The following is a 12,955-nucleotide window of genomic DNA, read 5'->3' as shown; positions in this document are numbered from 1 at the left end:
ATATTCACGCCTCTATTTATATTGTTTAATGGTGTTCCTTTCTTTGCTTTTACTTTATTATAAAGGTGAGATATGTCTTGATTGTATTTATTATTCATCTCACTGTGGATTTTTCTTGCATTATTCTCAAGTTTGATTATTTGACTTTTGGGTAAATGGTTTTTAACGCCATCGTTTAAAATATTAAGTGATTTTTCATACTGAATTATTTTACCCATTAAACCTTGATTATGAGCCCCTAGTAGGGTAGCTCCAGCTCCGGCTAGATTGTACTTTTCATCATTAGCCCATTTGTTTAACAATTTAGATGCAGGTAATATTTCTTTTTCAAACAGTTCAGATAATGCTATTAACACGTCACTCCCAATGTATGAGTTTAATTTTGCAAGCATTTTCCTATTTTCGACTGGTATTGTTAGAAATTGATTGAGATGTTTGGATGATTTATCATGTTTTGAGTTATGATTAATATTGTTTATTATGTACGGAGTCCCAGGAAGTAATATTTCTGATTTTATATGTTTATTTGATTTCAGAATATCGTCACAGCTATCATTAAATGTATTATGCAAATTGCAAGGCCTGTGACATAGAAATATATTTGTACTCATTACTTAATCATCCTTAAATAAATCAAATATATAATGAATTAGCAATAAATCTTAATGCTAATTTAAATTAACGTTATAAATTAGATGAGATTCACATTTTATAGTGAAACTCAACTAAAAGATACTATGATGAGATACCTATAGATTCATCAAGTAAAAATCATAATTGCCGTTTTCACTTGATGAATACAATACTTATTTTATAGCATGTTCTTCTGCATCATTTTTCATCGCTTCAGACACAAAGGTCGCAGGTTCCACTTTCACTTCCACATTGACCTTGCCAGCGTACTTGAAATACAGCGTTAGCGGGAACATCTCACCCAGTGTAGGGACGGTTTCCAATTCAAAGAACATCACATGTAAACCACCAGGTTTGAGCAGGGTAGTGTCATGGGCAGGCACAGGAATGCTCTCGACTTCACGCATTTTCATCATGCCGTCTTCATGGATATGAGCATGCAATTCTGTTTTTCCGGCAATGGGGGAGCTAGCACGCAGTAACACGTCTTCTTTCATACCTTGATTGTCTATCATGAAGAAGGCTGCAGCCACTTGTGACGTCGGTGGTACCTGTTTAGACCACGGGTGATCGATGGTTAAATCACCGAGCTGAACGTCATGTGCCTGTGCGAAAGCGGCAACGGCGAATAAGCTACCTAGCAGTGTTGTTCGGATAATATTCATTGTTTACTCCACCTCATCCATTTTGATGGTAGCAGCACAAGAAAAGGGGCTGCCAAATACGGATTGATATATTGATGCGTCACCTGATAATGATAACAGGGTGAAATGGGGATGTGGGCTAAGCGGTTAATAAATTGTACGTTTAACGAGGTCTGTCACAGGACAAAGAGAACAGTTTCCGTCCTTATTCTCATTGACACTGTGAGCACATACGGTCTAAATGCCGATGGTTATGGTGTACTGCTTACGCATTTTGCATGCTTCGGGTTTGGTTCATGGTGCGGGATCCTCCTGCACCATAGCTGTTAATGTCGAACCGATTCGGTGACGTGACGCGTTGTCTGTTTAAGCGTTTGTCCAGTTGCCGTAGATCAACATTGTGTTGTTGCTGGAGTAAAGCAATCACTGCATTGATTTCTTGCCGAGAGGCGTGGTTATGGACGAGATAATAATAAAGATTGATTGCACGTTCTTCTGTCATGATCGTGTCCTTTTTATTGACTGTTTGTGTTATGGCTATATTTCTCTTCAGATTGATGGATAGGATTAACTGCATGAATGGCAGGGCACATTTGATTGGTGCGATGATTAATGGCTGTGAGGAGCGCCGGCCAAATTAATAATGGCGATACCGACAGCGACGAATAGCATGCCTAACCAGACTTTGGCATCAAGGTGCTGTTTGTAAATAATGCTCGACATAGCGGTCACAATCACAATGGCGAGACCTGTCCATAAGGTATGCACAATCCCGACAGGTAAGGATTTCATGGCTTGGCCTAAAAAGAGAAAAGCAAGAAGGTGGCCAACAAGCACAATGGCACTGGGTAACCAGTTGGTAAAACCATTGGTTGCACGCAGCGCGACGTGTGATGTTGCCTCAGCCATTACGCCCAAAAATAAAAATAGCCAGCCCATCATTTTCTCCGTTTTTATGTTTACCTGATGCTCAGGTCTTGATGTTGATGGCAGCAGTATAATTGTTTATCAAAAAATGATAATCGCCGATAAATGTAAATCACTATTTCTTAAGGGTAACAATGGTTGGTGGGGATTGATGTGCTATTGCACCATAACTTTCTGCCATGTCTATTCTTAGACACGGCAGAAGTACATCGGAAGCTGGGCTCGCCCAGCTTTTTTATGCCTGTCACCGAGAGGGCGTCAGTAACCTATTTGAGAAAAGTAGATGTAACTGTTCTGTTAATGCTATGGTGTGACGGTTATCGAGTGACCGTGCAAAGTGGCAGCAGCCTAAACCGTTCATGGTTTTGTGTCGCCGCCGTCTTACATTATCTCTTCATCACAAAAGGATTGAACATGAAAGTGATCGCTTTTGCTGCCAGTACGAGCAGTACGTCCATCAATAAACAATTGGTCTCGTATGCGGTGTCGCATTTGGCTGATGATGAGGTGGAAGTTTTAGATTTGAATGATTTCGAATTGCCACTTTTTAGTGAAGATAATGAAAAAAAACTCGGGCAACCAGACAATGCCAAAGCTTYTTTGGCCAAGCTTCAACAAGCCGATGCCGTAGTGGTGTCGTTTGCCGAACACAATGGGTCGTATTCTGCGGCTTACAAAAACCTGTTTGATTGGTGTTCCCGCATTGCGCCCAAGGTATACCAAGATAAAGCCATGGTATTGCTGGCCACATCACCCGGTCCTGGTGGCGCGAAAAGTGTGCTGGCGACAGCGGTGGGTTCCATGCCGTTTTTTGGCGCTGACGTGAAGGCGAGCCTTTCTGTGCCGAGTTTCTATGACAATTTTGATCTCGCGGCGCAAAAGCTGGWGGATGAAAGCTTAAATACGCAGTTAGTCAGTGCCATAAAATCACTGTAGTGTCTGTTTGGCTTTTTTAGGCCGCGTTGTATTTCTATTTAGATCGAGAGATACTACCCATGGTAGCCGTGTTTCTACCATGGGACTGCTTGTACGTCGTTTGCGTTTATTCTCCTCTGGTTCGTCCTCAATTTCCTCCCTCTTTTACACCTGTTTCACTTTTTGTGGTATCGAAATGAACCCAGACGGCGCGATGAAATTGGTAATGATGGTTAGCCGATATATCTCAACACTTACTTCGAACGACTCGATGTGGTGTCCCTCACTTAACATTACGCTTATCTCCCTGCTTACTATGCGAGTGGAGGGAGAGCGTAGTTCTCATGGATGCGACGGATACGGGACGGATTAGTGGTGATTATTGATGCTCAGCGTCACAATATATTTGTGGTCATAAAATAATTACTATAAAGATATTGATAGTCCATCACATAAATGAAGGCGAGTTGTGTGCGTATGTGCTGTTAATAAACAGAGCTTATACGCACAGATGACGGTGATTGATAGGTGTAGGTGCTGTTTGTTGGTGTTTTATTCATGATTTACGTTGACAATTGCATGTCAAGCATACGTTGTTCGGTGGTTAATTATATGTTTAAAAATCTGATGAGTTAGGTATATTGGTTTTGAACCTAATTGAAAATCTAGATACCACTTAACACGCTGACACCTCATCAGTATTAAGCGTATCTCATTGTTACAAGGAGAAGTATTATGGGTAAGCCACGCATTTCAGCTCAGCGAATGAGAGAAATTCTAGAAGACGCTAAGAAAGCGAAAAAATAAAGAATGAAAAGCCTCCCTCGCGGAGGTTTTTTTTATTCCCGCACCGAACATGCCGAATAAACCTGCAAAGCCAATCGCGAATGCCACACTGTGTCGTCCTATCTTGTTAAACGCTACAAAGCGCGTAGTTGTTGAATGGCTGCGTTGAGATTCAACCTAGCTTGTTGTTCATACCGACGTTGATATATCTCGGTACGATAGATAGAGGGTTGCTCCAAGAAGTGCTGTAATACGGCGATTCTGCCTTGCTGATATTGTGGGCCAGGTACGAAATGGTACTCATGGCGAATGGCCGTTTCATATTGCTGAAAGTGTGCGGTTGGCGCGCCGAGTATACTGAGATCAATATCTAGTAGAGTGTCTGCCGCGTGTGTATCGATGACAGTGTTATCGACCGCGTGTTGTGCTGTGTGTGCCGTGGTCAATATATAGGCACTGACGGCTGCTATCGTGCTATCGGATTCGTTGAGTTGGCGCAGCCACTGCTGTGCAAATTGCGCACTTTTCACTTCATTATTCTGCTGTGTCGGATCGTAAATCACATCATGAAACCAAAGCGCCAAGACTAAATCGCGGTAATTCGTTGATAAATAATCCGTATTTCCTTGGTGCCGTGCGTCTAAGATAAGCTTATCGAATTGGTTTAGACAGGCCGTCACGTGATGCAGGGTGTGATAATGCCGGTGCGATTCACTGTAATGTTCAGTCAATACATCAAAACATCGCAATGCAAGCGATTGATATTTAGTGCTAAACAGTGCCGTGAACCGTTGCGATAATGGCATAAAAAAGGACTCATCGTTGAGAGAGAATGTTGACGTTGGTTTAAAAAACAATGAGCGCTGCCGCCCCTAAAAGCATGGTTAACCACCAAAGTAGCAGGTTCTCTGCTTTTTCTAATAAATGAAAATACAATAAAGCAATAAACGTCGATAAAACAATATGTACCAACGTATACCCGTTCAAAGAAGCAGTGACGGCAGTAATGAAAAAAATACCACCAAACCACAATAAACCGGCACGGACAGACTGCTGACTTTGCGCGTGATAATACAATAACATGATGAGGAAAGGGATTTTAAATAACAACCTGGTGTCCTATTTGGGTACGAATGCATCACGCACTGGAATACGTAAAATACACACAGTGTGAGTTAAGGTGTAAAGGCTATTGTATTTCAACACAATGACAGGAACAGCATCATACAGAGTGTTTGCAAGTTATCCCAAGGGTTTCGCTTGCAAGTGACAGTCAATCAAAAAGATTGATGCTAATACGTGCAATAAAGCGCCCCACAAACACAGTGATCCAATAAGGGAAATCAATAATGAGATAAACCCATTCTAACGCTTCCCACCCATTTTCACGCCGACGATAATCATTCGGCAGGGTGAGGTGTGCCGCGATAAAAACAAATACCGCTGAAAATAATACAGCCAAAGAAAAGTCAGATACAACGATGCTTATCGCGAAATAACAACCAACGAGAAAAAAGCACGTGGCTAACAGAGTGCGAAAGGTGTCCATCAATATCCTCAGAGAGCGGCCGTTCATGCAGCCAAGGCGAAATCAACGTGCTGAATGTTGGTATCTATAACGTTGCTTTTCAGCGTGATACAAGTCAGCCCTGAGCTTATTTCCAAGTGACGCCGAACAAAAGGAGCGCACCTTCTTTTTTGGTGTCACATCACTGAACAGCATGCTTTTATGCACGTGCCTTTGTCGGTATGCGTTTGGTTGTGAGTATGCACTTATCCGTTACTCGCACAGCGTGATGGCGTGCATGAAACACCAAGTGACTTGGTGACCCAAAGACGGAGTTAAAAGAAAGTGGTAAAAATGGTGGCAACAGTCAGTGGTAAAGAAGTCTGGCAGAAAAGTAGCATTTTTCATTAAATAAATGCAAACTATTATCATTTTCATCAAGACCATGGAGTAAGCGATGCAAACTATCGCGATTTGGGGTGCAGGCAGTGGTTTAGGGGCTGCGATGGCCGACTATTTTTATGCGCAAGGTTTTCAGGTGATTGCGATTGCAAGAAACCCAGAAAAGAATGCCCGTTTGGCAGCAATGGGGATCCCAACGTTGTCGTGTGATGCGACGGTTCAAGCACAAGTGGTCGAAACGGTGGCTGCGTTACCCAAAGAGGCATGGGTGGTTTCCAGCATGGGCAGTTTCCATGCTGACATTCCCGTGGATTATATTGGTCACCGTTATGTGATTGATGCATTAGAACAGGCGAACATTCGCCGCTTTTTGCTGATCACATCACTCGGTTGTGGGGATTCATGGCAGTACCTTTCTGATCGTGCCAAGCAAGGGTTTGGCGCGGCAGTGCGTGAAAAATCGTTGGCAGAAGCATGGTTGCAAAGCAGTGCGCTAGATTTCACGATTGTACGTCCGGGGGGATTAAAAGAAGGGGAGGTGACAAATACCGGTGTGCTTTCTCAAGGCGGTGAAGTACATGGTCTGATCACACGCAGTGAGGTGGCAAGACTTGCGCACACATTGCTGACTGACGCTGCCAGTATTGGGCAGATTTATCAGTGTGTTGATCCTGATATGACGTACTGATTTTTTTATCATTTCCTAAAATAACAATGCAACACACCATCGTTCAGCACGTTGATCGATGGTGTGATGATGCAATATTGATTAACCCTGATACGCCGCTAACTTATGGCGGAGGTGCATTTTCACGGCTGGCCATTCATGGTTAATAATGGAAAACACCACGGTATCGCGATAAGAGCCATCAGGCATGATTTTGTGATTACGTAACACGCCGTCTTGTTTTGCACCCAAGCGAGCAATGGCTTGTCGGGATGCCTGATTGTGCCAATGGGTACAAAATTCCACCGCGATCGCGTCAAGATGTTCAAAGGCATGAGTGAGCAGCAATTGCTTACATTCGGTATTCACGCTGGATCGCTGAGCCCGCTTTGCATACCAGGTGTAACCAATTTCAAGGCGCTTATTTTTTGTATCGGCATTACAAAAACGTGTCGTACCAATGATATCGCCAGTCACGTTATCTCGTACCACGAAAGGCAATGCGCGCCCGAGGGCTTGCTCTTCTAATGCATGGGTAATGTAGTCGTGAATAGTATAGGCATCCGGTACACCGGTAAACCAGAGGTCCCAGAGTTGACCATCAGTGGCAGCAGCAATCAGCGCATCGGCATGATCGCGGCGTAATGGCGTGAGTGTGACGGTGTGCGAAGTTAATTCGGTGTCGTTTAGCCACATAATACAATCCTTGTTTGTGTGGTTATGTCTTTATTCATCGGCCATTGAATTAATGAGACTGTCTATTTTTGCGTCTCTGTAAAATGACTAATACGTGTTGAATTTTGTATCTGGATTAAAGGGTAACGCGATTATCGTGCGTTAATCTGCCACTGTATCATGTGGCGTTAACTCTCTTCACGCTCCGCTTCCACCATAGCAATAATCTTTTTGGCTTTCTCAAAGTGATCCAATTGATGGGTTTGAATCCACCAGGTGGCGGCTTCCATTAATAGGGCTGGGTCATTATTTTTATTGGCAAAAAAGGCATAAAACGACACGCCCACATTGTCACCTTTTTGGGTGATTTTTTTATGGCAGACGGTAAGGACTTTGTCTTTTAGTGATGGGCGCATAAGCTTCCTGAATACGTGGCGTCGAAAAATGCAGCTTAACGATCGCCGGTATGGGATGCAATGGTACGCGGCGCTTTTCTTATGTAAGCCGTATGTTGGAATCAGGTGTGGTTTACGTATTCTTTATACGTATTGGTAAGGGGTGAAAAAGCATGAAGAAAACGAGGCATGAACAAACCTAATAAAACGTAATGATAATGATAGTAATTATCATTCAATTAAAATAGAATGCGACGGTTTTCCATTTTATGTGAAGTTTTCAAAGGATTTGAAGTCATGCTGACTACCCACCGTTATCAACAATCTGTATTAACCGCCTCTATTTTATTGGCGCTTTCTCAAGGCGTCATTGCACAAGAATACACACTCGATGAAGTGGTCGTGACCGCCACGCGTACCCAGAGCCAACTTCAAGACACAGCCGCTTCTGTCGCAGTAGTGACGGATAAAGATATCGAAGAAGAGATGATCACGGGGCTGGATGATCTTTTTCAATATACGCCAGGCGTGACGGTTGAAACCAATGCACGTCAAGGGGTGCAAAGCATCAACATCCGTGGTATCGAAGGTAATCGTATTAAAGTGCTGGTGGACGGTGTTTCTCAAGGCAACCAATTTGATACCGGTAATAATTTCATTAACTCAGCGCGAGTTGAAGTCGATACGGACATGATTAAAGCCGTTGAAGTGGTGAAGGGGGCGGCGTCCTCGTTGCACGGTTCCGATGCCATTGGCGGGATTGTGGCATTTGAAACTAAAGACCCGGCAGATTTCTTAAAAGGACGTGAGTGGGGTGGGCATGCCAAGTTTAATTACTCGTCGGAAGACAGCACGTTCAGCGAGTCTGTCGCGGTGGCGAATCAAACCGGTGGATTAGAAACATTAATCGGTTATACCCGCCGTGATGGCAGCGAGTTGGACAACTTTGGTGATCCGCTTAATGCGGATACCAGCGCTGATAACGTATTGTTGAAAATACAGAACCAATTTAATGATGCACACCGTTTGGAGTTTACCGGTAATTACCTACACAATGACAGTGAAGGCGACCAAATTTACCGTGGTTATACGAACGGCATCAGCGAAGACACCACCGAGCAATATCAAATTGGCCTAAAGCACATGTGGGCGATGCAAGCACCGATGGCCGACACGCTGACTTGGCAGTTTGATTGGTTGAGTAAAGAAGAAAATGGTGTTACTCAACGTGTGAAAGGCTCTAATAATCAGCGTAAAGATTACATTTATAAAGATGACGGCTATCAGTTTGATCTACAAATGGATAAATATTTCACGCTGGGAAGTGTTGAGCACTATTTGGTGTACGGCGCGTCGTACCTTGATAAAGATATAAAAAACATCAACAGTGAGTTCAATAGTACGGGCACGGATCGCGAAATTTTCTATATACCGTCTGCCAGTGAGCGCCGCTACGGCTTCTTCCTGCAAGATGAGATCACGGCAGGTAATATCATTATCACGCCAGGGATCCGGTATGACGCCTTTGAAACGGATCCGGGCGATGCCAGTGAAAACCCAAGTGGTAACCCAGACAACGAGTACAAAAAATTCTCGGACTCAGCCTTTACCGCTCGCTTAGGGGCGATTTACAAACTCAATGAAGCACACCGCGTATTCGCGCAGATCAGCCAAGGCTTCCGCGCTCCTGATTTCCAAGAGCTCTTTTATTCCTTTGGTAACCCGATGCACGGCTACGTGAATAAGCCCAATCCAGACCTGAAAGCAGAAGAAAGTCTCTCTTATGAATTGGGCTGGCGTCATAACAATGCCATTTCAAGTAGCGAAATTGCCATTTTCTACAGCGATTACGATAATTTCATCGAACAGCAGCAAGTGTCTGGCAGCTTTATTCCGATGGTGGATCCTGCCGTATTCCAGTACGTGAATATTGGTAAAGCTACCATTAAAGGGATTGAGTTCTCGAATCGATTGAGCTGGGATGGTTTTATGCCTGTTGAAGGCTTCAGTTCGCGTGTTGCTGCGGCGTATACCGAAGGGGAAGACGGCAACAATGATCCGTTAAACAGCGTGAACCCATGGAACCTTGTGGCCGGTTTTAACTATGACTCGGTCAGTAACTGGGGCACGACACTGAACATAAACTACACCGCCTCGAAAAGTCGCAGTGATATTAATGGCGATGACATATTGCCAATCTCAAGTGCGACCGTGGTGGATGTCATCGCGTATTACAAACCCATCAAGGATCTGACGTTACGTGCGGGTGTGTTTAACCTGACGGATGAAGCGTACTACAACTGGAATGATGTACGTGGCCAAACGTCAGAAAACAAAGATTTGACCGAAGCGGGCCGCAACTGGTCGATTACAGCGAAGTATGAATTTTAATCTTCTTATTGTGTTACGCGGATAGTTACGTCCCACGCCCGGCATACTTGTCGGGCTTTTTGTTTGTGTGTGGGGTGATTATAAACAAAAACTAAATAGTGAATTACATAAAGTCGGTATTATCAATCAGAATCAAAGCGCTATGATGAACCCAATTTCGAGATAAGTACGGTGTTTGATGCTGATTGCATCCTCACTGACAGAACAAACGAAGAGGGTAAATACGTGTCTCATCCAATCATTAACGATCTTAATACACGTTACACAGCGAAAAAGTACGATGCGGCGAAACGTATTTCTGCAGATGATATGGCCGTGATCAAAGAAGCATTGCGCATGTCAGCGTCTTCTATTAACTCGCAGCCATGGAAATTCGTGATTGTCGAGTCAGACGCCGCGAAGCAACGCTTCCACGATACGTTTGCTAACATGCACCAGTTCAATCAAGCGCATGCGAAAGAAGCCTCGCACACCATTCTTTTTGCTTACGATCCAAACTTCACTAAAGAGAAGTTTGCAAAGCGCGTTGATGCGGAAGTAACCTGCGGCCACTTACCTGCAGACATGTACGACATGTTCATGGGGGCTTACGCCTTTGCAGAAGCGAACACCGATGAAGCCGGTTTCAACGGTAACTGGACGAAAGCACAAGTGTACATTGCTCTGGGTAACATCCTGCACACGCTAGCGCGTTTAGGTATCGACTCAACACCAATGGAAGGGGTTGACCCAACCTTGATCGGCGAGCAATTTTCCGCAGAGCTTGATGGTCACGTGTGTGAACTTGCACTGGCTATCGGTTACCACAAAGACGGCGAAGACTATAACCATGGTTTGCCAAAAGCGCGTCTAGCGATGGATGATGTGCTTGTTACAGCATAATCATTAAAAAGCGATATACTGGGCAGTAAGCACGTTGTGTTTACTGCCTTTTTTGTTTGTGGCAATAGCACCGTCATTAGTGAGGAATAAAACGGTCATGCTCCATTGGTTAGCGCCTTCCCAGTCATCCCTTGTAGGCCAATATGTAGAGTGCTATTGGATGATAGAAAAAACGTCGGGATCGCAAGGCATTGCTTTCCCGAAACTCAATCCGGATCCCTGCGCCCATTTAATCTTGTCGCCTGTTGATCATCGTTATCACTATGATATAGCAGGCAATGTTGCTCAAGGCCAAGGCTGTCATTGGATGTTTCCCCATCAACAAACCTACTTGCTTGATCATACTGAGGCATTCATTCATATAGGGGTGAAATTTCGGATAGGCGCACTTTATGCGCTTGAGATACCAAATTATGAGCATCCTACGTGTGATGAGGTGATTGACGTTAATCTGGCTGCATGGTTAGGGATCACCGAATTGCCAACGCTGTTTGCTTTGGCACGACATGATGCCGATACATGTGTAAAGCAATTGGATCGTTTACTGGCACCTTGGTTGGCAACAGGCCAACAAGACAGGCATAGCCAATGGGTTGAAAAAGTATTGCCGCTGCTTGATACCACGGCGATTGCCGATCTGGGGGAGCGTGTATTTTGCTCTCAACGTACCCTTGAACGCAGCTTTCGCCGCGTCACGGGGTTTTCGCTTAAACAATGCCAATCGATGCGAAAGTTGGAAGCCATTCTTGAATACCTTTATCAACGCGATGCAGACACCATAGATTGGCCCGCCGTTGCCCTGCAATTTGGTTTTAGCGATCAGCCTCATCTCATTCGTTATGTGAAAAGCCAGCTTGGCCTTACGCCAAGTACCTATGCCAGTGAAAGAGGGTTGACCATTGATGTTTACGGTGGGGGAAATCCGATGTCGCGTTAAAGCTCCCAGCCGGATTTAGAGGTCCTTTGGCACCGTGTAGGCTATTTGTCTGTTTTGGCTATTGGGGTCTAATCCCTAGCTTGTAAGGTGAGTCAGCCTTGTGATATCGCGTTTTCAAAGAAGACATCGGCGGGTAAACCGAGTGCTATTTCATCGCTTATTTGGTGCTTATTGATGTATTGTGCGACTAAATTGAACCCCACCCAATATCCTGCATATTGAGGGAATAAGTCACTCTCATCACAGTAGAAATAATCAGGGAAGTGAAAATCCTTACTGCTCAGAATGGGTTTCATTTCCTCTAAAATATCCAACCAACAAATGTGATCCATGCCTTTGAACAGCGAAGGGATGTGACCGCCATTGAACCTCATCTCAAAGTGGCACGCTAAACCTTCATAAATGAGATTTTCAGCCAATGTGTCGCCAGGTAACTTTAATTTCATGCGTTCGATATGATTGACTTCGTGCGCTAAAACAGAAGCAAGCTCTGAACGGATAACGTTCTCTACATCGTGCCTTTCTGTATCCAGTAAAATTTCGATGCGATGGCGATTGATTGCCCACCCTCCAATACCGGAACTTGGCGCTTCGCCGCTTTCGTAAGGGCTGATTGTGACGTCGATCGTATCTGAATCAAAATAGGCACATAACACGTTAGACGATAGAGTGAAATGATGCTCTAAGTGATCAAACAAGCTATCAAATAGACCTGATGCGTTCAAAATCGTTAATTTCATCTTAAATCTCCGTATCTTGGTTTATCGGTATAACAACGGAGGGGGATAACCCGTCAGCCACAGCAAAATGTGGACGGTTCATGAGAGTGCGCGGGCGCAGTGGTATTCGACACAAGGGTGTTTTTTCCTGCCTCTTTTGCTTGATACATAAACGTATCGGCTTGCGACAGCAGCGTATGATGGTTGTCGCAATCCGGAATGGTTGAACTTAATCCCAAGCTGACAGACACCGTATCGTGATAGCCGCATTCGTTATCTCCGACGGTAATTTGGTTGATGTCATGCAAGATGGATTGTGACAATGATACTGCCTGTTCGGGTGAGATATGACTCCATGCCACAATAAACTCATCACCACCAAAGCGTGCGCACATGTCAGAGGCTCTCGCCGTGTATTTTTGTAGGATTTGTGCAATCYGCAGTAAGCAAGCGTCACCCGCCTGATGCCCATAGG

At 44.3% G+C, this 12,955-nt stretch carries 16 protein-coding genes; 5 read left to right on the top strand and 11 right to left on the bottom strand.

Features of this window, described 5'->3' with window-relative positions:
- The 4 genes from L4C36_RS22550 to L4C36_RS22535 form a co-directional block, all read right to left on the bottom strand.
- On the bottom strand, positions 1–356 hold a 356-nt coding region (locus tag L4C36_RS22550), incomplete at its 3' end, for a hypothetical protein (RefSeq protein WP_428480021.1).
- 450 nt (positions 357–806) lie between these two features.
- The gene (locus tag L4C36_RS22545) at positions 807–1,298 is read right to left on the bottom strand and encodes a copper chaperone PCu(A)C (protein WP_428480020.1); all 492 of its coding nucleotides are present in this window, start codon (positions 1,296–1,298) and stop codon (positions 807–809) included.
- Between the two features lie 244 nt (positions 1,299–1,542).
- Entirely contained in the window at positions 1,543–1,779 is a 237-nt protein-coding gene (locus L4C36_RS22540) for a hypothetical protein (protein WP_428480019.1), read from the bottom strand.
- Between the two features lie 107 nt (positions 1,780–1,886).
- Entirely contained in the window at positions 1,887–2,216 is a 330-nt protein-coding gene (locus L4C36_RS22535; protein ID WP_428480022.1) for a DMT family transporter, read from the bottom strand.
- 402 nt (positions 2,217–2,618) lie between these two features.
- Between L4C36_RS22535 and L4C36_RS22530 the strand changes: the two genes are divergently transcribed.
- Positions 2,619–3,140, top strand: coding sequence for an NADPH-dependent FMN reductase (locus L4C36_RS22530; protein ID WP_428480018.1), 522 nt, complete (start codon positions 2,619–2,621; stop codon positions 3,138–3,140).
- Positions 3,141–4,039: 899 nt separating this feature from the next.
- On the opposite strand, the gene L4C36_RS22525 is transcribed toward L4C36_RS22530, so the two are convergent.
- The 3 genes from L4C36_RS22525 to L4C36_RS22515 all read right to left on the bottom strand — a co-directional run bounded on the left by L4C36_RS22525 (position 4,040) and on the right by L4C36_RS22515 (position 5,454).
- Entirely contained in the window at positions 4,040–4,711 is a 672-nt protein-coding gene (locus L4C36_RS22525; RefSeq protein ID WP_428480017.1) for an HD domain-containing protein, read from the bottom strand.
- Between the two features lie 40 nt (positions 4,712–4,751).
- On the bottom strand, positions 4,752–5,015 hold the full coding sequence (locus L4C36_RS22520) for a hypothetical protein (RefSeq protein WP_428480016.1): 264 nt from the start codon (positions 5,013–5,015) through the stop codon (positions 4,752–4,754).
- A gap of 163 nt (positions 5,016–5,178) precedes the next feature.
- Positions 5,179–5,454, bottom strand: coding sequence for a hypothetical protein (locus L4C36_RS22515; protein WP_428480015.1), 276 nt, complete (start codon positions 5,452–5,454; stop codon positions 5,179–5,181).
- A gap of 415 nt (positions 5,455–5,869) precedes the next feature.
- On the opposite strand from L4C36_RS22515, the gene L4C36_RS22510 reads away from it, so the two are divergent.
- Positions 5,870–6,502, top strand: a complete 633-nt coding sequence (locus L4C36_RS22510) for an SDR family NAD(P)-dependent oxidoreductase (RefSeq protein WP_428480014.1) — start codon at positions 5,870–5,872, stop codon at positions 6,500–6,502.
- An 81-nt stretch (positions 6,503–6,583) separates the two neighbouring features.
- On the opposite strand, the gene L4C36_RS22505 is transcribed toward L4C36_RS22510, so the two are convergent.
- Both L4C36_RS22505 and L4C36_RS22500 read right to left on the bottom strand, forming a co-directional pair.
- A complete protein-coding gene (locus tag L4C36_RS22505; RefSeq protein WP_428480013.1) occupies positions 6,584–7,177 on the bottom strand; it encodes a GNAT family N-acetyltransferase in 594 nt (197 codons plus the stop codon).
- Between the two features lie 167 nt (positions 7,178–7,344).
- The gene (locus L4C36_RS22500) at positions 7,345–7,572 is read right to left on the bottom strand and encodes a DUF6500 family protein (protein ID WP_428480012.1); all 228 of its coding nucleotides are present in this window, start codon (positions 7,570–7,572) and stop codon (positions 7,345–7,347) included.
- A 276-nt stretch (positions 7,573–7,848) separates the two neighbouring features.
- On the opposite strand from L4C36_RS22500, the gene L4C36_RS22495 reads away from it, so the two are divergent.
- The 3 genes from L4C36_RS22495 (at position 7,849) to L4C36_RS22485 (ending at position 11,761) form a co-directional block, all read left to right on the top strand.
- Positions 7,849–9,942: a TonB-dependent hemoglobin/transferrin/lactoferrin family receptor gene (locus L4C36_RS22495; protein ID WP_428480011.1), complete on the top strand. Its 2,094-nt coding sequence runs from the start codon at positions 7,849–7,851 to the stop codon at positions 9,940–9,942.
- Between the two features lie 225 nt (positions 9,943–10,167).
- Positions 10,168–10,824 carry an NAD(P)H-dependent oxidoreductase gene (locus L4C36_RS22490; protein WP_428480010.1) on the top strand — a complete coding sequence of 219 codons (657 nt, stop codon included), beginning with the start codon at positions 10,168–10,170 and terminating at the stop codon, positions 10,822–10,824.
- Positions 10,825–10,921: 97 nt separating this feature from the next.
- On the top strand, positions 10,922–11,761 hold the full coding sequence (locus L4C36_RS22485) for an AraC family transcriptional regulator (RefSeq protein WP_428480009.1): 840 nt from the start codon (positions 10,922–10,924) through the stop codon (positions 11,759–11,761).
- A gap of 92 nt (positions 11,762–11,853) precedes the next feature.
- Here L4C36_RS22485 and L4C36_RS22480 read toward each other — a convergent pair whose 3' ends face one another.
- Together L4C36_RS22480 and L4C36_RS22475 are read right to left on the bottom strand one after the other, a co-directional pair.
- Complete coding sequence (locus tag L4C36_RS22480; RefSeq protein WP_428480008.1) at positions 11,854–12,501, bottom strand: DUF2268 domain-containing putative Zn-dependent protease; 648 nt, start codon at positions 12,499–12,501, stop codon at positions 11,854–11,856.
- A gap of 53 nt (positions 12,502–12,554) precedes the next feature.
- Positions 12,555–12,955 (bottom strand): GGDEF domain-containing protein (locus L4C36_RS22475; protein ID WP_428480007.1); only part of this gene is annotated, 401 nt, incomplete at its 5' end.

Source organism: Photobacterium japonica, from assembly GCF_050337005.1.
In the GTDB taxonomy this organism is placed as follows: domain Bacteria; phylum Pseudomonadota; class Gammaproteobacteria; order Enterobacterales; family Vibrionaceae; genus Photobacterium; species Photobacterium japonica.
The sequence above is the reverse complement of the archived record's forward strand: the minus strand, read 5'-3'. Positions and strand labels throughout refer to the sequence as shown.